The organism is Candidatus Poriferisodalis sp., assembly GCF_965208555.1.
Classification (GTDB): domain Bacteria; phylum Actinomycetota; class Acidimicrobiia; order Acidimicrobiales; family Poriferisodalaceae; genus Poriferisodalis.
Window position 1 is genome coordinate 2,889,187 of the sequence record NZ_OZ242342.1, and the last position, 22,626, is coordinate 2,911,812.

Annotated in this window: 19 protein-coding genes and 3 tRNA genes; 9 read left to right on the forward strand and 13 right to left on the reverse strand. The window is 66.1% G+C overall.

From position 1 onward, the window contains the following. Positions 1-77: 77 nt before the first annotated feature. Both ACOGXE_RS13300 and ACOGXE_RS13305 read left to right on the forward strand, forming a co-directional pair. Positions 78-980 carry a TIGR03560 family F420-dependent LLM class oxidoreductase gene (locus ACOGXE_RS13300; RefSeq protein WP_419931389.1) on the forward strand — a complete coding sequence of 301 codons (903 nt, stop codon included), beginning with the start codon at positions 78-80 and terminating at the stop codon, positions 978-980. Between the two features lie 59 nt (positions 981-1,039). Next, complete coding sequence (locus tag ACOGXE_RS13305) at positions 1,040-1,891, forward strand: TIGR03619 family F420-dependent LLM class oxidoreductase (protein ID WP_419931390.1); 852 nt, start codon at positions 1,040-1,042, stop codon at positions 1,889-1,891. A 42-nt stretch (positions 1,892-1,933) separates the two neighbouring features. Here the strand turns inward: ACOGXE_RS13305 and ACOGXE_RS13310 are convergent, their stop codons facing one another. Genes ACOGXE_RS13310 through ACOGXE_RS13320 form a run of 3 tightly spaced genes read right to left on the reverse strand, consistent with a single transcriptional unit; the run spans position 1,934 to position 5,423 of the window. Then, positions 1,934-3,178 carry a CaiB/BaiF CoA transferase family protein gene (locus ACOGXE_RS13310; protein ID WP_419931391.1) on the reverse strand — a complete coding sequence of 415 codons (1,245 nt, stop codon included), beginning with the start codon at positions 3,176-3,178 and terminating at the stop codon, positions 1,934-1,936. Between the two features lie 41 nt (positions 3,179-3,219). Beyond that, complete coding sequence (locus ACOGXE_RS13315; RefSeq protein WP_419931392.1) at positions 3,220-4,524, reverse strand: MFS transporter; 1,305 nt, start codon at positions 4,522-4,524, stop codon at positions 3,220-3,222. Between the two features lie 11 nt (positions 4,525-4,535). Further along, positions 4,536-5,423 carry an enoyl-CoA hydratase/isomerase family protein gene (locus tag ACOGXE_RS13320; RefSeq protein ID WP_419931393.1) on the reverse strand — a complete coding sequence of 296 codons (888 nt, stop codon included), beginning with the start codon at positions 5,421-5,423 and terminating at the stop codon, positions 4,536-4,538. 191 nt (positions 5,424-5,614) lie between these two features. Between ACOGXE_RS13320 and recA the strand changes: the two genes are divergently transcribed. The 4 genes from recA to miaA all read left to right on the forward strand — a co-directional run bounded on the left by recA (position 5,615) and on the right by miaA (position 11,060). Further along, the gene (gene recA, locus ACOGXE_RS13325; protein WP_419931394.1) at positions 5,615-6,700 is read left to right on the forward strand and encodes a recombinase RecA; all 1,086 of its coding nucleotides are present in this window, start codon (positions 5,615-5,617) and stop codon (positions 6,698-6,700) included. Between the two features lie 76 nt (positions 6,701-6,776). Beyond that, positions 6,777-8,549 (forward strand): flavin-containing monooxygenase, encoded by a 1,773-nt coding sequence (locus ACOGXE_RS13330; protein ID WP_419931395.1) that lies wholly within the window; start codon positions 6,777-6,779, stop codon positions 8,547-8,549. 41 nt (positions 8,550-8,590) lie between these two features. Beyond that, on the forward strand, positions 8,591-10,075 hold the full coding sequence (locus tag ACOGXE_RS13335; protein ID WP_419931396.1) for a MiaB/RimO family radical SAM methylthiotransferase: 1,485 nt from the start codon (positions 8,591-8,593) through the stop codon (positions 10,073-10,075). 22 nt (positions 10,076-10,097) lie between these two features. Beyond that, the gene (gene miaA / locus ACOGXE_RS13340) at positions 10,098-11,060 is read left to right on the forward strand and encodes a tRNA (adenosine(37)-N6)-dimethylallyltransferase MiaA (protein WP_419931397.1); all 963 of its coding nucleotides are present in this window, start codon (positions 10,098-10,100) and stop codon (positions 11,058-11,060) included. A gap of 41 nt (positions 11,061-11,101) precedes the next feature. Here miaA and ACOGXE_RS13345 read toward each other — a convergent pair whose 3' ends face one another. Further along, the gene (locus ACOGXE_RS13345; RefSeq protein WP_419931398.1) at positions 11,102-12,262 is read right to left on the reverse strand and encodes an aminotransferase class I/II-fold pyridoxal phosphate-dependent enzyme; all 1,161 of its coding nucleotides are present in this window, start codon (positions 12,260-12,262) and stop codon (positions 11,102-11,104) included. Positions 12,263-12,353: 91 nt separating this feature from the next. Between ACOGXE_RS13345 and ACOGXE_RS13350 the strand changes: the two genes are divergently transcribed. Further along, positions 12,354-13,052, forward strand: a complete 699-nt coding sequence (locus tag ACOGXE_RS13350) for a DUF4328 domain-containing protein (RefSeq protein WP_419931399.1) — start codon at positions 12,354-12,356, stop codon at positions 13,050-13,052. Here the strand turns inward: ACOGXE_RS13350 and hflX are convergent. The 8 genes from hflX to ACOGXE_RS13390 form a co-directional block, all read right to left on the reverse strand. Then, positions 13,049-14,467, reverse strand: coding sequence for a GTPase HflX (hflX, locus tag ACOGXE_RS13355; RefSeq protein ID WP_419931400.1), 1,419 nt, complete (start codon positions 14,465-14,467; stop codon positions 13,049-13,051). The two genes, ACOGXE_RS13350 and hflX, sit on opposite strands and share 4 nt — an antisense overlap. Then, on the reverse strand, positions 14,467-15,474 hold the full coding sequence (dapF, locus tag ACOGXE_RS13360) for a diaminopimelate epimerase (RefSeq protein ID WP_419931401.1): 1,008 nt from the start codon (positions 15,472-15,474) through the stop codon (positions 14,467-14,469). The genes hflX and dapF overlap by 1 nt, the downstream gene beginning before the upstream one ends. 218 nt (positions 15,475-15,692) lie before the next feature. Then, positions 15,693-16,652 carry an SDR family oxidoreductase gene (locus ACOGXE_RS13365; RefSeq protein WP_419931402.1) on the reverse strand — a complete coding sequence of 320 codons (960 nt, stop codon included), beginning with the start codon at positions 16,650-16,652 and terminating at the stop codon, positions 15,693-15,695. Positions 16,653-16,677: 25 nt separating this feature from the next. Further along, positions 16,678-16,754: transfer RNA gene (locus ACOGXE_RS13370), tRNA-Gly, on the reverse strand. Between the two features lie 86 nt (positions 16,755-16,840). Then, a complete protein-coding gene (locus ACOGXE_RS13375; protein ID WP_419931403.1) occupies positions 16,841-17,065 on the reverse strand; it encodes a hypothetical protein in 225 nt (74 codons plus the stop codon). Positions 17,066-17,078: 13 nt separating this feature from the next. After that, on the reverse strand, positions 17,079-17,288 hold the full coding sequence (locus ACOGXE_RS13380) for a hypothetical protein (protein ID WP_419931404.1): 210 nt from the start codon (positions 17,286-17,288) through the stop codon (positions 17,079-17,081). Beyond that, positions 17,285-18,523 carry a homoserine O-acetyltransferase MetX gene (gene metX / locus ACOGXE_RS13385; RefSeq protein ID WP_419931405.1) on the reverse strand — a complete coding sequence of 413 codons (1,239 nt, stop codon included), beginning with the start codon at positions 18,521-18,523 and terminating at the stop codon, positions 17,285-17,287. The genes ACOGXE_RS13380 and metX overlap by 4 nt, the downstream gene beginning before the upstream one ends. Before the next feature lie 108 nt (positions 18,524-18,631). After that, complete coding sequence (locus ACOGXE_RS13390) at positions 18,632-19,816, reverse strand: DEAD/DEAH box helicase (protein WP_419931406.1); 1,185 nt, start codon at positions 19,814-19,816, stop codon at positions 18,632-18,634. 204 nt (positions 19,817-20,020) lie between these two features. Between ACOGXE_RS13390 and ACOGXE_RS13395 the strand changes: the two genes are divergently transcribed. Both ACOGXE_RS13395 and ACOGXE_RS13400 read left to right on the forward strand, forming a co-directional pair. Then, a tRNA-Cys gene (locus ACOGXE_RS13395) sits at positions 20,021-20,091 on the forward strand. Positions 20,092-20,170: 79 nt separating this feature from the next. After that, positions 20,171-20,244: transfer RNA gene (locus tag ACOGXE_RS13400), tRNA-Val, on the forward strand. 228 nt (positions 20,245-20,472) lie between these two features. Here the strand turns inward: ACOGXE_RS13400 and ACOGXE_RS13405 are convergent. After that, positions 20,473-22,425, reverse strand: coding sequence for a hypothetical protein (locus ACOGXE_RS13405; RefSeq protein ID WP_419931407.1), 1,953 nt, complete (start codon positions 22,423-22,425; stop codon positions 20,473-20,475). Positions 22,426-22,626: the final 201 nt, after the last annotated feature.

The window sequence follows — 22,626 nt, forward strand, 5'->3', positions numbered from 1 at the left end:
AGCCCCCGGATTCCCATCTGCTTCCGATCTGCCGACTCATCCTGCGCGTCCGGGCAGCCGGGTGGCAGGCTGTCCCGATGCGTTTCGGATTCTGGACGAAGAACGACCAAGAGATCTCGGCGATCATCGAGTGCTGCCAGCACGCGGAAGCCACCGGTTGGGACGGCCTGTGGTTCGCAGATCACTTCATGCCCAATGAGGAGAACGTCGATCAGCCGGTCCACGAGGCCTGGTCAGTGCTTGCAGCGCTTGCGGTCGCGGTGCCCCGGGTGCGCCTGGGCCCGCTGGTGGCCGGCAACACCTACCGCAACCCGGCATTGACGGCCAAGATCGCCACCACCATCGATCACATCTCCGGCGGCCGGGTGGTGCTGGGCATCGGTGCCGGGTGGCAGGAGAACGAGCACGAGGCCTACGGCTTCGACTTCGGCACGCTGCGCAGCCGCATGGACCGCTTCGACGAGGCTGTCGAGATCATCTGCTCGCTGCTGGGCAACCCTCGCACCAACCTGGCCGGCGATCACTACACGGTGACCGAGGCGCCGCTGGATCCCAAGCCGGTGCAGTCGCCGGTCCCGCTGCTCATCGGCGGCGGCGGTCGGAAGCGCACGCTGCGCACCACCGCCCGCTGGGCCACCGAGTGGAACTACTGGGGCATGCCCGACGACATCGCCGACCTGTGCGGCGTGCTCGACGGGCACTGCGAGGCGATCGGCCGCGATCCCAGCGAGATCAGCCGCTCGGCGTGCGCATTGCTGTTCATCAATGAGGACTCGGCCAAGCTGGATCGCTTCCGCTCGATGGACCTGGGACGCGCCACCATCGTCGGCACGCCCGACGAAGTAAGTGAGGTGGTCGAGCAGTACCGGCAAGTGGGTGTGGACGAGCTGATCATCCCCGACTTCACGTTCGGCCCGATGGAGTCCAAGAAACACTCCATGGATCTGTTCATCAACGACGTGGCGCCCAATTTCCGCTAGCTGGCAGGGATCGAGGCGATGCGCCGATTTCTGTGCGAGATCAGACAAGAAAGGGAGCAATGAAGATCGGTCTGTTCCAGATCAACATGGGGGTGCTGGGCGATGCAGCGGGCGCTGAGGGCGCCGGCCGCATTGCCGTGGCCGCCGAGCAAGCCGGCTTCGAGTCGGTGTGGACCGGGGAGCATGTGGTGCTGCCTGACCCGCAGGCGCCGCCGTCTCCGCTGCCGCCGCTGCACCCGATGCTCGACCCGGCGGTCGCGCTTGCATATGTCGCTGCGCTCACCAGCGAGATCAAGCTGGGCACCGGCATCATCATCGTTCCCCAGCGCAACCCGCTGGTGCTGGCCAAGGAGCTCGCCAGCGTGGATGTACTGTCGGGCGGCCGATTGCTGTTCGGCGTAGGCGTCGGCTACCTCGGTCCCGAGTTCGAGGCGCTGGGCATCCCGATGGAAGACCGTGCTCGCCGCACCGAGGAGTACATCGAGGCCATGCGGGCCATCTGGTCGATGGACTCGCCCGCCTATGACGGTGAGTTCGTCAGCTTCTCAGATGTGCAGGCTCGGCCCCGGCCGGTTCAGCAGCCGGGTCCGCCAGTGGTGATGGGCGGCCACACCGCACCCGCATATCGCCGTTCGGTGACCATGAGCGAGGGCTGGTACGGGTTCGCGCTCGACTACGACGGCACCCAGCGCTGCATCGAGGGCCTGTCCGAAGCCGGGGCCCGCTACGACCGGCCCGCCGAGCTCGGCCGGCTCGAGATCACCGTCACGCCACGGGTGCGCCCGACGCCCGAGATGGTCGAGCGCTTCGCCGAGATGGGCGTCGACCGCCTGGTGCTGCTGCCCAATGGTCAAACCGTCGACGAGATCGCCGCGTTTGTCGACCACATCGGCTCGACGATGCTCAGCTGAACCTGGAACTGAACCCCGCCGAGGCCGGGGTTGAAGACTGGCCTACCGCCGTCCCGAAGCGTTCGGGCGGCGAATTGGGGCGCCAGCTGAGACGATGCCCTCGTCCTCGAGCGCATCGATGGCCCCATCGTCAAGTCCCGCGAGGTCGCGTAGCACCTCGCGATTGTGCTGACCCCGGTCACCGGCAACAGCTCCGGGCGCCAGACCGGCATCGGCCTCCCTGAAGCGCCACGGCGATTGCGGGACGGTCAGCGGCGCGGCGGCCTCGCCCCCCACGATGTCGACGAATGCACCACGCTCAGCTGCCCAGTCGGTCGCTGCAAGCTCGGCCACCGTGCGTACTTCGGCTGCCATCACCGACTTCACACCGATCGCCGACTCGACCGCTTCGGCACTGTCGAATTGGCTCACCCACTCGCCGAAGATGGCTTCGATCTCGTCTCGATGCAGAACACGGTCCTCGATGCGTGCAAAACGCGGGTCGTCGCGCAGGTCTGGCCGGTTCATCGCAGCCGCTATCACCTTGAAACCGAAGTTGGCGGTCAGATCGAGCGTCACCGTGACGTGCCGGCCGCTCGACAGCGGGTACACCGCCGCCCAGTTCTGGCCGCCCTTGAAACCGATCATCGGATCCTGGCCGGTCAGGTCGGTCGCGGCCTGGTCGTTGCACATGAGCGTGCTCTCGGCCATCGACACCTCGACGGTCTGGCCGCGCCCGGTCCGCACGCGCATGTGCAGCGCCGCCAAAACGGCTCCTAATGCATGCAGCCCCGTGTAGGTGTCGGCGTGCGACATCGGGTCGTTGCGGTAGGCGTCCCCGCCCCGCCGCCTGGAGACCATCTCGGTCACCCCGGCTTCGGCGTGCAGCACCGACGCGAACGCCCCCCGCCCGCTGCGACTGTTGCCGTGCCCCCAGCCCGACACCGACGCCACGATGATGCCGGGGTTGATCTCGCTGAGCACGTCGTAGCCGAGGCCCAGCTTGTCGAGCACTCCCGGTCGGTAATTCTCCAGCACGATGTCGGCCTTGGGCACCATCGACAGCAGCACGTCGCGGCCTGCGGGCCGGGTCAGGTCCAGCGAGACGCACTCCTTGCCGACGTTGAATTGGGCGAAGTAGGGCGAGAACCCGTCGACGTTGGGAACGATGAACCTGGTCAGGTCGGCATCAGGAGGCTCGATCTTCACCACGCGGGCGCCCAGGTCGGCGAGCAGGCGACCGGTGATCGGCCCCGCCACGGCGCGGGTCAGATCCAGCACGAGCACGTCTTCGAGCGGTCCGTCCACGGCGCATGACGATAGAGCCGCGCGGCGCCCGCTGCCCGCGATCAGCTACCGCTCTCGCCGCCGGCCAGCACCGGCATCCAGACGCTGGGAGGGGACAGCTGCGAGGGCAATCGACGTGCTGGCGCACGGTCGGTGGGTTCGAGCGGCACCGGGTCGCGGGTCAGTCGAGAGATGACCAGCGTTCCGGCCAGGGCGAACACCGCCGCGGCAGCGATGGGCACGAGCGTCCCGCCGGTCTGCTCGTGCAAGTTGAGCATCAGGATCGGGCCCACCATGCTGCCGATGCCGTAGCAGAAGAACAGGCGGCCTAGCACCGACCCGATGCCCGCCACACCGAACAGGTGCGGCGTGACATCGCCCTGCAGTGCCACGAAGCCGCCGTAGCCGACGCCGAGCAGCACGGCGAACGCTGCGATCTGCAGGTAGCGGTCCGAGGCGAAGAACCAGATGACATACGCGACTGGCAGCATCCCGAACGAGATCGTCAGCAAGCGCACCGATCCGAGTGCCCGGGCGAAGCTGGTCAGCAGCAGGCGGCCGACGATGCTCGAGCCGCCGACAATCGAGAGCAGCCACGCCGCTGCGCTGGGGCTGATGTCCACCGAGCGGGCGAAGGGGATGATGGCTGCCAGCGATCCGATCACCGGCACGGCGAACAGCGCGGAGCCGATGGTCAACAGCCAGAACGCCTTCGTCCGGAAGACGCGGCGTACGTGCTCGCGTGGATGAGCAGTTGCGACGATCGGCGTGCGCCGCACCAGCACGAAGCACACGACGAAGGTGATCGCTCCGATGACGGCGAGCCACCGGTAGGCCTCGCGCCAGCCGAGGTGCTCGATCATGCGCTCGGCGAGCGGCACCAGGAACAAGGTGCCCAAACCGGGCCCGGTCGCGACGAGCCCTTGGGACACTGCCCGGTTCCGCAGGAACCACGACGCCGCAGTCGCGAACAGCGGCGAGACGAACAGGCCTGCCCCGAATCCGCAGCCGATGCCGTACACGACGTAGCCGTGCCAGAGCTGCGAGACCGACGACGTCAAGACCAGGCCGGCCACGAACATGGCACCTCCGACCGCGAGCAGCGGCCGTGGCCCCAGCCGGTGCAGCAGCGGGCCCGAGATGATCCCGGTGCTGAAGAACAGCAGCGTGGCGATCCCGATCATGACCGAGGTGCCGCCCTGGCCAGTCCCGAATTCGGCAGACATCGACTCGATGAACGCGCCGAACGTGTAGATGGTGCCGAAGGCCACGCCGCACGACAGGCCGGCGCCGACCGCCACCAGCCAGGCGCGCCACGAGTCGATCAGCTCAGGCTGGCTCGCAAGCGGGGGAGCGGCATCGTCCACAGGAGCGGGATTCAGTCGCCTGTGTCGTCGCAGTCGGTACTGATGCCGGCGACGAGGTCGCCGACCCGCATCTCGCCGTCGCGCGTCTGTCCGCCCAGCTGCAGGAACTGTTCCATGGCGGGTTGCGCCTGAGGGGTGCGCAGAAGCCGCTGGAAGAGGTACCGCTCTTCGAACAGGCCCTCATTGAGAGGGAGTTCGTCGGCCGCATTGACGGCTTGCTTGGCCAGGGCCACGGCTTGGGGCGGGAACTTTGCGATGCGGTGTGCCAGATCGGTCACGAAGGGCCGCAGCTCGTCCGCGGGCAGCGCCCGGTTCAGGTAACCCCACTGCTCGGCCGTGCGAGCATCGACGTCGACGCCGCCGAGGATCACCTCCATGGCACGGCCGCGGCCCACCAGACGGGGGAGGCGCTGGGTGCCGGTGCCGCCGGGCAGGATGCCGATCGGCACCTCCATCTGGTTGATGACGGTGCGGTCGAGCGCACCGAAGCGCATGTCGCACGACATCGACAGCTCGCTGCCGCCGCCGCCGACCCGTCCGCCGATCTCGACGATGGTGGCCTTGGGCATCGTGCGGTACGTCTCGCACATGGCGTGGAAGCCGACATGTTCGGTGGGCCGCTCGGCGGGACCGTCGGTGGGGTAGCCCAAAATCGCTGTCACGTCGAAGTGGGCGATGAAGAAATCCGGGTTGTCGCTGCGCAGCACTACCACCCGGACCGAGTCGTCATCGGCGACATGGACACTGAACTTGGCCAGCTCACGGAACAGCGCAGGTGTCATCACGTTGATCGGCGGGGCGTCGATGGTGGCGAACACGACACCCGCGTCGCGCTCGATGTGCAGCAGCTCGAAGTCGCTGTCGGTCATCGCAGTGGAATTCTCAGCAAGGGGGCTCATGGAGCGCAGCGTGCCACATGGCTGGGTCACTGTGCCTGCCTTGCCTTGACACGAACTGATGTTCGGAACTACATTGCTGTCATTACGGGTCGGCAGAAATTCACCCGTGAGTTGTCACACCCCGCTCCTACGGTGCCCCAAGACGGCATCGCACACCGGGTGCGGCCGAACGGGAGTCCGAGGAGGACGACATGAGCCAGCAGGACACAGAACGGGACCGAGCACTGGATATGACGCTCACGCAGATCCGGCGCCAGTTCGGCGACGGCTCCGTGATGAAGATGGGCGAGAAGCACCACATGGCGGTCGAGGCGATCTCCTCGGGCAGCCTGGCGATCGACTTGGCGCTCGGCATCGGGGGCTTTCCCCGCGGCCGGGTGGTGGAGGTGTACGGCCCGGAGGCATCGGGCAAGTCCACGCTCGCCATGCATCTGGTGGCCGAGGCGCAGCGCACCGGCGGCGTGTGCGCCTATGTCGACGCCGAGCACGCGATGGATCCGGTGTATGCGAAGAACATCGGCGTCGATGTCGACGAGCTGCTGATCTCCCAGCCCGACACCGGCGAGCAGGCGCTCGAGATCACCGACATGCTCATCCGCTCGGGTGCCATCGACGTCGTGGTCGTCGACTCGGTGGCGGCGCTCACGCCACGGGCCGAGATCGAAGGCGAGATGGGCGACACCCATGTCGGCCTGCAGGCGCGCCTCATGTCCCAGGCGCTGCGCAAGCTCACCGCCAATCTGAACAAGACCAAGACGATCTGCGTGTTCATCAACCAGCTGCGCGAGAAGATCGGCGTGATGTTCGGCAGCCCCGAGACCACCTCGGGCGGCCGGGCGCTGAAGTTCTACTCGTCCGTACGCATCGACATCCGCCGCATCGAGGCCATCAAGGTCGAGGGCGAGGTGGTGGGCGGTCGCACACGCGTCAAGGTCGTCAAGAACAAGGTGGCGCCGCCCTTCCGCCAGGCCGAGTTCGACATCATGTACGGGCAGGGCATCAGCCGTGAGGGCTCGCTGCTCGATGTAGGCGTCGAGCACGGCATCGTCAAGAAATCTGGCGCTTGGTACACCTACGAGGGCGAGCAGCTGGGCCAAGGCCGCGAGAACGCCAAGAAGTTCCTGATCGCCAATCCCGAGGTCACCGTCGAGATCGACGGCCGGATCCGTTCGGCGCTCGGCATCGGCGCCGACGGTGACGCTGACGGCGATGCCGACGTGCTCGACCGCCTCGACGATGCGCAGTCGTCGCGCAATGAGGGCGCCAGCGTCGACTGACCCGCACCACGGTGTTGCCCTAGCCTGATCCGGTCCCGGTGTACGGGACGAGTCGGTCTCGACCGGGGAGTGACACGTGGCGCAGAAGAGCGGCAAGCCGCAGAATGTCTTCAACTTCGACTACTCCCGTGAGGTCGACGGCCGTCCGCCGCAGTCGTACTACGACGACATCAAGCAGCGGTTCGCCGAAGAACGCGACCTGCGGCTGAACTACCGGCCTCCCGGCACGCAGATCTACACGTCGGACCTCGTTGGCGAGTTCGCCCGCTACGAGGAGGATCCGTACGCGACCGAGCGCATCGAGCGCCCGCCCGTACGCGATGAGGTGGAGGTGCTGTTCATCGGGGGCGGGTTCTCGGCGCTGCTGACCTCAGCCCGGCTGCGCCAGAAGGGTGTCGAGAGCATCCGCATCGTGGAGCGTGGCGCCGATGTCGGCGGCACGTGGTACTGGAACCGGTACCCGGGGGTGGCCTGCGACGTCGTCTCGTACGACTACCTGCCGCTGCTGGACGAGACCGGCTATGTGCCGACCCGGCACTACGCCACCGGCGACGAGATCTACGAGTACTGCCAGCTCATCGCCCGCAAGTACGACCTCTACGACCTGGCGATGTTCCAGACCACGGTGACGTCGACCGTCTGGGACGGCGACGCCGAGGTATGGCGCGTCGGCACCGACCGCGGCGATGAGATCACGGCCCAATTCGTCATCTGCGCCAATGGGACCCTGGCCAAACCGAAACTGGCCGTCATCGAAGGCATGGAGCGGTTCGCCGGGCACTCCTTCCACACATCGCGGTGGGACTACGACTACACCGGCGCAGATCTCGAGAACCTCGCCGGCAAGCGGGTCGGCATCATCGGCACCGGCGCCACGGCGGTGCAGGCCATCCCGCAGCTCGGCGAGATGGCCAAAGAGCTCTATGTCTTCCAGCGCACGCCGTCCTCGATCGACATCCGGGACGACTGGGAGACCAATCCGGAGTGGGCCGCGAAGCTCAAGCCGGGCTGGCAGGCTCGCCGCCGCGAGCGAGCGATGGCCGGGCCTCGCCTCAGCGACGAGCAGAAGGCTCGCCGAGCGGCAATGTCGCGCGAGGAGAAGATCCGTCGGCAGGAGAACGCCAATATCGACGCCATGATGCGCATCCACCGGCGCATCGACGAGGTCGTCGAGGACCCCGGCACCGCCGAAGCGCTCAAGCCCTGGTACATGCTCATGTGCAAGCGGCCGTGCTTCCACAACGACTACCTGCCCACGTTCAACCGGCCGAACGTGCACCTCGTCGACACCCAGGGCAAGGGCATCACCCAGATCACCGAGCAGGGTCCGCTGTTCGAGGGCGTGCAATACGAGCTGGACCTGCTGATCTACGCCACCGGCTTCGAAGTGCAGCGCACCGGCATCTACAACCGCATCGTCGGCGAGAACGGTTTGGAGCTGAACGACAAGTACGCAGACGGCATCCGCACGCTGCTGGGCATCCACACTGCCGGCTACCCGAACCTGTTCATCATGGGCGGCTATCAGGCGTTCTTCGCGTTCAACCTCACCGACGTGCTCAACAGCCAGGGCGAGCACATCGCCGAGTGCATCGACTTCGTGCGCCGGGGCGGCCTGCAGACCATGGACTGCCTGCCCGAGGCTGAGGAATGGTGGGTGCAGCAGGTCATCGCCAACCGCGGCAAGACCACCCGCAACCGCGACTGCACCCCCGGCTACTACAATTTCGAGGGCGCCGAGAACCGCCGCCAGGACGGCAACTTCAACGGCAACATCAAGCAGTACCTGGGCTTCATGTCCCACGCCCGCGAGAACATGTCGGAGAACTTCGCGTTCACCAATCGCTGAGCCCGCCAGCGGCCCACGCACCCGCCCCTAGCCTTGGCGCCGTGGCTGCAGGGACCGAATTCGGGCACGGCGACGGCCGGCGCAGCTACTTCGTGCGCACCTACGGGTGCCAGATGAACGAGCACGACTCCGAGCGCATCGCCGGCTTGCTCGAAGCCGACGACTTGGTCGCGGCGCCCACGATGGCCGACGCCGATGTCATCGTGCTCAACACCTGCTGCATCCGTGAGAACGCGGACAACAAGCTCTACGGCCAACTCGGGCACCTCAAGCGCCTCAAGGAGGAACGGCCCGAGGTGCAGATAGCCGTCGCCGGCTGCCTGGCGCAGAAGGACCAGGACCTCGTGCGCCAGCGGGCACCCCACGTCGACGTGGTGTTCGGCACGCACAACGTGGCTCGTGCCGCCGACTTGCTGACCGAGGCACGCGTTTCGGGACCGGTGACGGAGATCCTGGCCGAGTCCGATGAGTTTCCCTCGGCGCTGCCCGTGCGGCGAGATGCCCAGCACGCCGCATGGGTCACGATCCAGATCGGCTGCGACAACACCTGCGCCTTCTGCATCGTGCCTTCGGTGCGGGGCCGGGAGATCTCCCGGCCCTTCGGCGAGCTCATCGACGAGGTGCACCGCCTCGCAGCCGACGGCGTCAGCGAGGTGACCCTGCTGGGTCAGAACGTCAACAGCTACGGCCGCGACATCACGCTCGCGCTGCGCGGGGCCAATGGCCATGTTCCCGCGGATGCGGTGTGGCGAGCCGGCGGAGCGTGGGCATCCGGTCGGCGCACGGCCCGGCCGCTCTTCGGAGCCCTGTTGCGTGCCGTGGGTGAGGTCGAGGGCATCGAGCGGGTGCGATTCACCAGCCCGCACCCGAAAGACTTGCGAGCCGATGTGATCTCGGCCATGGCCGAGACGCCTGCCGTGTGCGAGCACCTGCATCTGCCGCTGCAGTCCGGCAGCGATGCGGTGCTGAGGGCGATGCACCGCGGCTACACCGCACAGCGATTCCTTGACCGGTTAGGCGCAGCCCGCGCAGCCGTCGACGATCTGGCCGTCAGCACCGACATCATCGTGGGCTTCCCGGACGAGTCAGAGCGGGACTTCGCCGAGACTCTGGAGGTGGTCGCGGCGGCCCGCTTCGACAGCGCCTTCACGTTCGTCTTCTCGCCGCGGCCCGGAACCGAGGCCGCAGAGCTGGCCGACCGGTTCGTCGCCCCTGCGGTGGCAACAGAGCGCATGGAGCGGCTGCGAACCGTGATCGAGCGCTCCGCACGCCTCGGCAACGAATCCCGCATCGGACGCATCGAAGAAGTCCTCGTCGAGGGACCGTCCAAGCGGGATCCGGCCATCCTCACGGGCCGGACCCGACAGAACCGCCTGGTCCACTTCTCAGCCTCCGAACCGCTGCGCACCGGCACCTACGCACGGGTGCGCGTGCGAGAGGCGGCCACCTTCCACCTGAGCGGCGAGCTGGTGGAGGTGACGGCGCCGGCACGGCACCGCACCCGCATTCCGGTCGCCGCTCGCTGAGCCGTTCGCTGCGAGGCATGCCATGGGCGGCGACCCCATCGAGCCGCCGCTGGTGATCGTCGGCCCGACAGCGACGGGCAAGTCGGCGCTGGCGCTGGAGTTGGCGCGACGTGCCGTGGCGTCAGGCTCGGCGAGCCCGATCGAACTCGTGTCGGTCGACTCGATGCAGGTGTACCGGGGGATGGACATCGGCACCGCCAAGCCCAACGCCACCGAGCAGGCGGAGGTTCGGCACCACCTCATCGATCTCGTCGATCCAGCGGAGCGCTTCACCGTCGTCGACTATGCGACGGCCTTCGAGACGGCCATAGCCGACATCGCCGGCCGCGGCGCGGTCCCGCTGCTGGTCGGCGGCACCGGCCTGTACCTGCGTGCCGTCATCGACGGCCTCCGGCCGCCGCCCGAGTTCGCCGACATCGCCGCCGAGCTCGAAGCCGAAGCCGCTGTGATCTCCGAACCGGCAGCCGCACTCGACGTGGGCACGGCCGCGCTGCACCAGCGCCTTACCGAGCTGGACCCGCTGGCCGCATCACGCATGGAACCGACGAACCTGCGCCGGATCGTGCGCGCACTGTCGGTGTGCCTCGGAACCGGCCGGCCGTTCTCGTCGTTCGGGCCGGGCCTGCAGACCTACCCCGAGGTGCCCTTCCGGCTCGTGGGCATCAACCTGGACCGTGACCGGCTCGATGAGCGCATCGCCGAGCGATACCGGCAGCAGCTAAAGCACGGCTTTCTGGAAGAGGTTCGCAACTTGGCAGAGGGAGCGTTGTCTCGCACAGCAGCGCAGGCCCTGGGCTACAAGGAACTGCGCGCCCATCTGGCGGGGGAGTGCACGCTGCACGAGGCACTCGAGACGGCCATCGCACGCACCCGGCGATTCGCTCGCCGGCAGGCGCGTTGGTTTGCCCGAGACCCCCGGATCACGTGGATTCCGCACGGGAGCGCCTCGGAGATGGCTGACGAGGTGGCCCAGCTTGAGACTTGACCGCCGCGGCCACGCCAAAGCCTCAAGTCGAGATTGAAGCTTCAGTCGAGGCGGGCTTCGACCAGTTTGAGCGCGTCTTCGGTCAGCACCGCCGCAATCCTGACGTAGCCCGCAGCAGCGGCTCCGTAGAATTCGCCTGGCGAGACCAGAATGCCCGCCTCGGCGAGCAGCGTGCGAGTGAACGTCCAGGCGTCGCCGCCGGGAGCAGCGGCCCACAGGTAGAACCCCCCTCGCGGAAGCGGGGGCTCGGGGCCGAAGCGGCCGACGATGCGCGCCAGGCGCTCCAGGCGGCTGCGGTATCGCTCTCGTTGCTCAGCGACATGGGTCTGGTCGGCGAGTGCTGCGACGGCCGCTGCCTGGGCCGGGCCTGGGACCATGAAGCCGGCGTGCTTGCGAACCTCCCGCAGGTAGTGCACGAGCTCGGGATCGCCTGCGTAGAAGCCCACTCTCACGCCGGCCAGGTTGGATCGCTTGGACAGCGAGTGAACGGCCACCACGCCGGCCGTTTCTGCGCGCGGAGAGCGGCCGGCAGCGGTGCCAGCGTCGGTCGGCGACAGGATCGTCCGGGGCGAACCGTCCCAGGTGAACTCGGCGTAGCACTCATCGCTGAACACCGGCACGCCTCGCTCCCGGCCCCACCTCGCGGCCTCGGCGAGATCATCGAGGCCGCCGGCGGGGTTGCCCGGTGTGTTGACCCACAGCACCAAGGCCCGCTCGGCATCGGACTCGGAGATCGCGTCGAGCCGGATCGACCAGTGTTCGTCCGCGGGCACCGGCACCGCCCGGCACCCGGCCAGCTCAGCCCCCATGGCGTAGCTGGGGTAGCTGATCTCGGGAAACAGCACGGTGTCGCGTCCGGGGCTGCGCAGGCGCAGCCAGTGCGGCAGCCCAGCCACGAACTCTTTCGAGCCGATGGTGGCCGCCACCTCTGTCGCGGCGTCCACCTGCACGCCGAGCCGTCCTTCGCACCAACGCGCAGCTGCCTCGCGCAGCTCGGGGGTGCCGATCGACGGCGGGTAGCCGCGCTCGGTATCCGAACCGCCGAGAGCAGCCAGCACGGCAGGCGTGGGGGGATCCACCGGTGTGCCGATCGAGAGGTCCACCAACCCGCCGTCGTGCCGATCTGCCAAGGGCTTCAGCTCGTCCAGCCGGTCATAGGGGTACGCAGGCGGGACGTACCCCTCCGAGGCGTGCGAACTCACGCCGACATCATCGCCCATGCAGAGTGTGTCGAGTCGATCCTGGCATGTGCGGACAGCCTGTCGACTCGGATGCCTATCGTGAAGGGCGCTCATGACTAGGCCTCGAGTTGCCTCCAGCGGCGCCGTCTCGGACGAGGACAGGGGCCTGTCGCGTGACCTGACGCACTGGCTGGTCGGGCTGCTGGCGTTCTACGCCGTCGTTGTCGTGGTGAAGTCCGTCACGGTCGCGATGGCCTACTTCCGGTTCAACGAATCGACCACCGAGGACGAGCTGGCGACCATCGCGCGCGAAGCCGACGTGGTCGAGCTGTTCGAAGCCGTGTACCTGCCGATCTTCGTGCTCTTCGTGGTCTGGACGCTCAACGCGCATCGAGTGTCACGGCAGCTGTGGGCCTACGACCGACGCTGGCGATCAGCGTGGGCGGTCGGCGGCTACTTCGTGCCGGTCCTGTGGTTCGTCATCCCGCCGAAGGTGTTGGCCGAGATCTACCGGATCGCGAACGCCGAGCGAACCGACGGCACTGTCGACAGCAGTTGGGCAGACGTCCGCACGCCGCCCCTTCTGGTTGCCTGGTGGATCGCGTTCGCGTATGCCTCCGTGGCCGGCGGTGTCAGCACAGCAGTCATCGAGCTGTCGTCCGTCACGGCGGGGAGCTATCGCGTCGCGAGGGTCGAGTCGGCCCTCGGGTGGTCCATCAGCGCCAACGTCGTCGCTGCCGCATCGGCGGTGATGGCAGCTGTGTTCATTGCCCAGCTCGGCCGTCGGCTGCAGAATCCGGCGAGCGGCTAGTTCGCTGCGCTGGCCGGCCCGCTTGGCAATGACGGCGATTCGCTCATCACGTGTTCGACGTCATCGTCAGCGGTGCCAGTTGCGAATTCAGCGAACAAGCTGCGGGAGGCATCGTCGAGCCGTGCGCGTACGACGGTCCCGTCATCGTCGTGGGTTTCCGACAGCACCTCGCCCTCGCGGTGCACCGCTGCGAGGGCGTCGCCGCGGGAGTAGGGGATGCGCAGCTCGGTCACCTCGGTGAGGTGCCGGAGGCGGTCGCCGACTGCGAGCAGAAGACCCTCGATGCCGTCGCCGCTGCTGGCCGAGATCGCCTGGGATCCCTCGTGCCGTTCGAGCAGATGCCTCACGGTGCCGTCGTCGGCCATATCGCACTTGTTGAACGCGATGAGTTCGTCGACCTCCCCGGCGCCGATCTCACGCAGCACCGAACGCACGACGTCGATGTGCATCTCCGGCTCCGCCGCGGAGGCGTCGACCAAGTGGACCAGCAGGTCGGCTTCGGCCACCTCCTCGAGTGTTGACATGAACGCCTCGACCAGCGAGGTGGGCAGCTTCTTGATGAAGCCGACGGTGTCGGTGACCAGCACCGTCTCGCCACCGGGCAGTTGCAGGCGTCGGGTGGTGGCGTCGAGCGTCGCGAACAGCCGGTCTTCCACGAGCACGTTCGCTCCGGTGAGTTGCCGCAGCAGGGTCGACTTGCCGGCGTTGGTGTAGCCGACGATTGCCACTGTGTGATAGCGGGAGCGCCGCCGCGACTTGCGCTGGTTCAGTCGGGTGCGACGCAGCCCGCGCAGGTCTTTCTCCAGTCGCGCCAGCCGTCGCTGGATCCGCCTGCGATCCACTTCGAGCTGGGTCTCGCCCGGTCCCCGGGTGCCGATGCCGCCGGCCTGCTGGGACAGCTGCTGGCCACGGCCCCGCAGGCGGGGGAGCCGGTAGCGAAGCTGTGCCAGCTCCACCTGCGCCTTGCCCTCAAGCGTCGTGGCGTTCTGGGCAAAGATGTCGAGGATGACTGCTGTGCGGTCGAGCGCTGTGCGCTTCAGAATCCGCTCCAGGTTGAACTGCTGCGCCGGCGACAGCTCGTCGTCGAACACCACCGTGTCCGCATCGTGTTCGAGCGAGGCATCCAGGATCTCGTCAGCCTTCCCCCGCCCCACAAACGTCGCAGGGTCAGGCGCATCCCGCCGCTGAACGATCCGCTCCACCGGATCCGCCCCAGCGGTGTCCACCAACCGCTCCAGCTCGTCGAGGTTGGCGTCAACCTCGTCAGCAGTCCGTTCCGCCAGCTGCACCCCGACCAGCACGATCTGCTCCCGGAACGCCCGGTCGATCAGCCCCGACTCAGCCCCACCGAACTCCCCGAACGCCCCGCGATGCGACTCGTCCGCCGTTCGGCCCACGTCGTCAGCCTCAGCCATCACGCACCCAGTGATGTCGCGCCCAGCGGCCACTCGTGGTCACTGAGGTGCTCAACCGGGACGCTGAGGACTGGATGGTCGTCATCGCCATCAATCGAGATGGTCGCCTCGCCACCGGGCATTTCAACGACCGTAGGGGAGCTTGGTTCGACGAGATTCCAGCACCTTGCCAGCACAGCGGCAGTCACAGCGCCTGTGCCACACGCTTGCGTCAAGCCCGCGCCGCGCTCCCATACAGACATGCCAATCGACGACGGGCGTGCCGAAACTGGGTCTTCGTCCTCGGCGCACCAGATGAACTCGACGTTTATGCCTTCAGGAAAATGCGATTCGAATCCAGCGCCTAGGCGGGCGGTCTCGCGTGGGTTCATTCGCCGGCCAGTGTTGATGACCAGGTGCGGATTGCCGACATTTCCAGTGTCCCGCTGGGTGCTTCCGAAGGACGCACGGATCTGCTCGTCAAGCTCGGCCCTAATGACTGGTCCAGGGCCGACATTGGGCATGTGGACCTCGGCGAATGGACGCACAAGCGTCGGCGAACCGCTCGATGCGGTGGCCAACTCGGCATCCAACGTCACTTGCCTCGTTCCGTCCACCGTGTCGACGGTGAGTTCAAGAATGCGGCCGGGAACCTCAACGCTCTCATCCAATTGCATGGCCGAAAGAAGCCCGCGAGCTACCTCATGGGCCAAACAGGCGAGTCCGTTTCCACTCACCTCCGCTGACGACCCGTCCGAATTCAACAGCTTCATCCGGACCTGCCTGGCTTGTGCGCCGGAATCCGACTTGACTGCCTGCGGCGCCGAGTTCGGCCGTGCGGCACTCAGGTCGGTGGCCAGGATCAAGCCGTCTGCACCGATACCAGAGCCTCGATCGCAGAGCTGCGACGCCAGAATTGGCCACGCGAGCCCGCTCGCGGCAAGTGCATCCTGCTGGTCCGGCTGCAGGAGCGCAATCAGGAAGTCATTGCCGAGAGCCTGGTGCTTTGCAACATGGAGCGTGTCCACGGCTCCATTGTCACACCTAGACCCCGAAATCCACGAGCGAATTGCTGCGCACGGCGAGGAACCGAGTCAACCAGGGGTGGGCGGGGGCAGGGGTGCCCACGCGCAGTTCGCAGCGCCACAACCCATCCACCCTGCAACGGGCGGCGCTGCGCATGTCTGAGCATGGGTGCGCCTGCCCCCGTCCACCCCGGGGCGACAGGCAGCAAACACCCAGCGAGTTACTTCGTAGGTTCGCGCTGGCCGTAGCCCTTGAAGGTGTCGCCGATGGCCGTCGCAACCGACGCCAGCTTCGAGCGTCCCTCGTTCAGCCGGGGCGCCATCGCCGTCAGACCCTCGACCGTCCAGCGGCCCTCGGTGACGATGATGTCGTCGTCCGACAGCGACCAGCCCTGGTACAGGCCCACCTCGTTGGCTCCCACGTGGAAGACGCCACCGGTGAACGGGCACTCAGCCGTGGACAGGTACGCCACCAGCGGGCTGACGTTGGCCGGGTCGTACACGTCGAACTGCGCGGGGTCGTCCGGTGCCTTCACCACGTCGCCGAGCCCCGGCGTCTGCAACGTCAGGCGGGTGCGCGCAACCGGCGCCAGGCAGTTGACCCGCACCCCATAGCGAGCCAGCTCGCCGGCAGCCACCAGTGTCATGGCGGCGATGCCCGCCTTGGCGCCTGAGTAGTTGAACTGGCCCAGGTTGCCCAGCATGGCCCCCGACGCGGTGTTGATGATCGAGCCGCTGACTTCCTTGCCCGCCTTGGACTGCTCTCGCCAGTACGCGGCGGCCCAGCGAGTGGGACAGAAATGGCCCTTCATGTGCACTTCGACGACGGCGTCCCACTCCGGCTCGGTCATGTTGACCACGACGCGGTCGCGCAGGATGCCGGCATTGTTGACCAGCACGTGCAGGTCGCCGAATGCCTCGACGGCCTCGTTCACCATGCGCTGGGCGCCCTCCCAGTCGGTGACGCTGTCGCCGTTCGCCACGGCCGCGCCGCCCATGGCCTCGATCTCAGACACCACCTCTTGGGCCGGTCCTTGATCGGCGCCTGTGCCGTCGGCGGATCCGCCGAGGTCGTTGACGACGATCTTCGCCCCCTCCGACGCCATCAGCAGCGCATGCTCACGGCCGATGCCCCGGCCGGCGCCGGTGATCAGCACGACCCTTCCGTCAAGTGCACCCATGTTGTTCTCCGGTCTCGCGCAACTCTGGAGCGGATGACCGGGGTCGAACCGGCGACCTCAACCTTGGCAAGGTTGCGCTCTAACCAACTGAGCTACATCCGCGCGGCGGATCACTGTAGCAAGCGCCCGTCGGCAGGCGTCAGCCGCAGCGGCGCTTGGATTCGGCGTGCCGCTGCCGCCCGCCTCGGCTATTCGGCAGGCGGCCGCAGGTCGATGCGCAGCGTCAGGATCCCGTCGTCGAGCGTGGCGGTGGCGTCGCCGATCATGGCGTAGTCCATGAAGTCCAGCTCGGCCTGGCGGATGAAGTGGCGTCGCTCCTCGCCGCCGATGGCGGGCAGATTGCGCTTGCGCACCGCCTCGGCACGCTCAGCGAAGCGGGTGATCATTTCTTGGGGATCGAAGGATTCGCTCATGTCGTTCTGGCTCTCATGATGGCTCGGCCGCGGTGCTCACGTCACCTTGCCACCGTCGCGGGGCCGTTCGCCGCAGGTACACGACGAACCCGGTTCCGCACGCCATGGTGAGCAGGCCCAGCACTGTCACCACCAGCCACCACACGCCCAAGCCCGATCCGACGGCCTCCGACGGCACCGTCGCATGCCCGTCGGCCAGCAGCGCCACGCCGCTGCCGATCAACGGGTGGCTCCCGTGGTTCCCGCGTCGCTCTTGTAGATGTCATCGATGAATTCGCCCATCGGCGGGCCGGTCTGGTCAGGCTCGGTGAGGAAGCCGTCGTGGCCGTTGTCGCTGTCGATGTCGACGTGCTCGACTCGCATCGTGGTGCGGCGTGTCAGGGTCTCCACGATGCGCAGCTGCTGAGGCCGCGGGTACAGGAAGTCGGTGCGGACGCTCATCACCATGGTCGGCGCGACGATGCGCCCGAGGGCCGCGTCAATGCCGCCCCGGCCGCGGCCGACGTCGTGCAGGTCCATGAGCTTGTTCAGCACCAGGTAGGTGTTGGCGTCGAAGCGGGGCACGAACTTGGCGCCCTGGTAGTCGAGATAGCTCTCCACGTCGAAGCGCTGTTCGAGCCGCAGCGGCAGCACCGGGTCTTCGCTGTGGCGGGAGAATCGACGATCGAACTCGTCGCCCGAGCGGTAGTGGATCATCGCGATCCGTCGTGCATTGGCCAGGCCCAGATGCGGCCCGTCGCCGTCAGCAGCGTCGTAGTAGCGGCCGCCACGGAACTTGGGATCGTCCCAGATCGCCTGGCGGCCCACCTTGCTCCAGGCGATCTGCTGTGCCGATGCCTCGGCCGCGGACGCGATCACGACCAGCGAGCCGACCCGCTGGGGGTAGGTGATGCCCCACTCCAGCACGGTCATGCCGCCCATGGATCCGCCCACTACCGAGAGCCAGCGGTCGATGCCCAGGTGCCGGCCCAGGGCCCACTGGGACCGCACGATGTCGCGGTTGGTGACGACGGGGAAGTCGGGCCCGTAGCGCTCGCCCGTAGCCGGGTTCACCGACGAGGGGCCGGTGCTGCCTTGGCAGCCGCCGAGCACGTTGGCGCACACCACGAAGTACCGGTTGGTGTCCAGCGGCCGGCCGGGGCCGATGAAGTCGTTCCACCAGCCTTCGGTGGGCTGCGACGGCGGATGTGCCAGGCCATGTGCATGCGCGTCGCCGGTCAGTGCGTGGCACACGAGCACGGCGTTGGCGGCATCGGCGTCGAGCGCGCCCCAGGTCTCGTAGGCCAGCACTGGCTGGTGCAGCACGCCGCCGCCCTCGAGCGTGAAGGGCCGATCCGGCGACAGCTCGAAGAACTGCCGCTCAGCCGCGCCGAGGCCCGGGTGCCATGCACCCGAGGCGGGCAGCGGCCAGGCTGCCGCATCGTCGTTCGGGGCACCTGAGCGCCTCGCACTGTCCACAGCTGAGCCTTCGTCCTGGGCCTTCGATTCCGGGGCCGGGTTCCAGCGGCCAGATTGCCGCTGGATAGGCAAGGGTACCGGCCCTCTCTGGCCTGTCTAAAGCGGATTTCAGCGGCTGGCGTTGGCGGTGTTGATGTTGTCCGGACCGGCTGCGAACGCTGCGAGATCGTCGAGCCGCTCGTCGTTGGAGAACACGTCGTGCAGGCGCAGCCGCAGGCCGAGCCGGCGTTGGAGCTGGCGGACTTCAAGCTCTTCGTCCCACAGGAACATCGTGACGGCGGTGCCGCTGCGACCCGCTCGGGCGGTCCGCCCGGAGCGATGCAGGTAGGTCTTGTGCTCGGGCGGCACGTTGTAGTGCACCACCACGTCGACCTCGTCGATGTGCAGCCCGCGGGCAGCGACGTCGGTGGCGACCAGTGCGGCCAGCTTGCCTTTGGCGAAGTTGGCCAGCGCACGTTCACGCTTGACCTGGGGGAGGTCGCCGTGGATGGCGCCCGCTTGCACACCGGCCTCGCGCAGCTCACGGGTGAGCTGGTCGGCACCCCGCTTCGTACGGGTGAACAGCAGTGTGCGGCCGTTCGCCTCGATGATGCGTGCCGCGACCCGCACCCGGTCCATCTTGTGCACCGAGAGGAACAGGTGGCCCATCTCCGAGACCGTCACCTCGCGCTCGGTCACCTCGTGGAAGACCGGGTCTCGCAGGTGCCGTTTCACCAGCGTGTCCACGACGCCGTCGAGCGTCGCCGAGAACAGCAGCGTCTGGTGCTGGCCGTCGATGTGGCGCAGCACCCACTCGACCTGGGGCAGGAACCCCATGTCGGCCATGCGGTCGGCTTCGTCCACCACCACACGCTGGATGCCCGACACGTTGACGGCGCCGCGGTCGATGAGGTCGATCAGCCGGCCGGGCGTGGCGATGACGACGTCCATGCCGCCCGCCAGAATCTCGATCTGCCGGTCGAGGTTGGTGCCGCCGTAGGTGGCGATCGACCGCAGGTCGGCGGCCTTGGCCAGCGGCTCGACCACCGCGGCGATCTGGTTCGCGAGCTCGCGGGTCGGCGTGAGCATGAGCGTGGTGGGGTGGCCGTCGGCGGCACGCGGCGTCAGCGCCAGCATCGGCAGGCTGAACGCCAGCGTCTTGCCGGAGCCGGTCTTGGCCTTGCCGCAGACGTCCCGGCCGGCGAGCGCCTCGCCGATGGTCAGTTCCTGTATGGCGAACGGCTCGGTGATGCCTTGGTCAGCCAGGGTGTCGCACAGGGGCGCAGGTACGCCTAGGTCAGTGAATGTTGTCACGGGGGTCTCTTCGAAGGATGTGGCCCAGAAGGTTGCGGCGCCGCGAGCTCGGCTGCGGCAACGCTGGGCAGTGGGGCCACACGGCGAACTGCCTTGGCTGCCGAGTGTATGGGAGAAGCGGAGCCCGACGGCGGAGGCAGGGCCGCTGACGTCGGCAAATGCCGCCGCCAGTCGGGGAGCAGGCCACTACCCTGCGAAGGCCTAGGCGGAGTGGCCGAGTGGTTAGGCAGCGGCCTGCAAAGCCGTGTACGCCGGTTCGAATCCGGTCTCCGCCTCGCTGGCCGCCTGGGCCTCGAACGGGATCCGGGCGCAGGCCGGGCGATGCGGGCAGGGTGCTAGCTTGAATCACCCTCCGGGCGATTGGCGCAGTTGGTTAGCGCGCTTGCATGACACGCAAGAGGTCACAGGTTCGACTCCTGTATCGCCCACACCGGGGCTGTTCGCGAGTTGGCTCGTAGCGCGCTGTGAGCTACCCCCGCCAGGACGGCGCTGACGATGGGGCCACGCATATCTGCACATCGCCGTCGAAGACCGCTTGCAGGTTGCCCATGTCAAAGCGCTCGACGATAAATGGGCGAACACCCTGTGCATCGCTAGCCGTCCGTGATCCGGGGATGGCACACCAGACCACCAGTGTTCACATTGGCTAGAGAGAACTAACCTGACCACTTGTCGACAACAAGTGCACAGAATGCGACAAAAATCCCGACCGCGACGAATAGACAGAGCCATTGCTCGCGAGCGCGCTCAAAGCGCCTGTCTGCCTTGAGCTCCAATGCCATGTTTGGACGGATGTCGTCAACTTGACCGTCGAAAATGGCGCTATCGCGCTCGCGCCTCATGTCAATCAAGTTAGTCATAATGAATAGAGTTGTTGCTGAGAATAGAATTGCAAAGACGTCGACTAGGATGGCACCAAGGCCAACCGTAACAGGACGTGCGAGTAGTCCTAGCGCCACTACTAGCCCTCCGAGATTCATCAAGGCAATAAGCTCCGGAAAATCTCTGCCCCTTTGCTTGCTCCTAAAGTAGCCATCAAGTGCAATCTCTGCGTCGCCAAGTTTCTGTGATATCTCCTGACTCCCCATCCATTCAGGCTCAGAATGTGCATCCTGTCGCTCGTCGATCAGCTCGGGACTCTCATCACCTGAATTGAAATCTCGCTTCGCGTGAGACTCCAGATTCGTTCTGAGAGAACTCAGTTGTCCACGCAAAGTTCGATATCGTTCGACGACCTCCGCTAGACCACGGGAATGATCTAGTTCCCACAGGGTGCGTCGACCCTCAGCGTCTGCAAGCGATCGTCGTTCAGCGCTCTCTAGTGTTCGGGCGATCTGCACTAGCGCGTCCTCTTCATAGAGTGCACGTTCGCCTACTCTCGACACTCGAAACGACAGCAACAGTGCAAAGACAGTAGCAGACAATGCCAGGATGCCCCACACATCTGAGGTCGACCATACGAATCCATCGATGCCTGATTGCATCACAATTTCATCCCGGTATAGCACAAATGTGCCGCAAGACCAGAGAGCAATCACCAATGTGGCGTAGCCCCAACGATTAACAGCCAACTCTCGCCCGGAAACGAGGCTAATGGCCAATGGTGGTTCGGGATCAAAATTGATTAGTACGCCTACAGCAACTACGGCTGCTGTACCAACCACAAGAGACCTTAAGTCAAATATGCCTGGCGCGTCACTCAACCATGCGATGCTTCCGGCATCGCCAATGAACTTGACCAACTGTAGGGCCAATAACGCCACTATCGGTGAAAGATAAGCGACAGCGTTGATCCCCGGGTTGCTGCTTTGCCGATTTGCGATCCGCACTTGTGTGCTCGTGACTGTTCGAAACACTATTCCGCCGGCGAGAGCCGATACAAGTGGTATGAGGCCGTGCGAACTCCACTCAAAACTCCAGTCGAGCGCGATGAGGACAATACCGAAGACGATCGCGCTGATTGACTGTGCCAGAATGGCCCCGGCAACATCGAATCGTGATGACTCAACATCGCCGTTTATTGAAACTCTCAACTTGAGGCGTCGAGCCCAAGCAAAATTTGTCGCCGTCAATGCAACTGCGAGAGCGGCGCCAATGCCGAGCAATCCGCCGAGTACGGTATCTGACCACGACAATGCCGAAACGTCATCAGGCTGCCGCTGACCGAGAGTGACGATACCTACGCCGGTGATCGCAAGAAGTATGAGAGATACTGTTCTGCTGGTCGGACGATCCCACTTGTGTTCTGTCGCCCCGTATTCTTTCATTTCGACAGAGCGTGTGGTTAGGTAGAGAGAGAATGCCCACGGGAGTGCCCAGGCATTAAACAGGACGGTCGCTGCCGCCATTCCAATATGGTTAGCAGACCACGCAAATAGGAAGTAATTCAAGTGGCCAAGAACCGCTGCTAAGGATGACCAATGTAGGAGTTGATGTCTTGTAAGTACGTGCGAACGCAAGAATCCCAGTGATGAATATTCAGGGTAGTTTCGGCGCAGATACGAAAACGTGCCGATACCGAGACCTAGAGTCAAGAAGCCGGCGATAGCATTTGTGCGACCTTGACTGAGCGTCAACGCAAAGACTACGGGAATTGCCGCATCTGCCATGACGCCCGCGATCATCCGCGCCAATGGGTGAATTCGGTCGATGGTTTGTGTGTTCATAGATTATTGAAGAGCATAAGCGAAGGCACATTTGACGGAGTCACCAGACTGCCATCGGGAACCCGCCGCCGTCATCTGGCAATCTCGCGATCACGAGCATCGGAATCGGCTAGCGGATGGTAGGGCAGCGAGGAGCAGATTCGC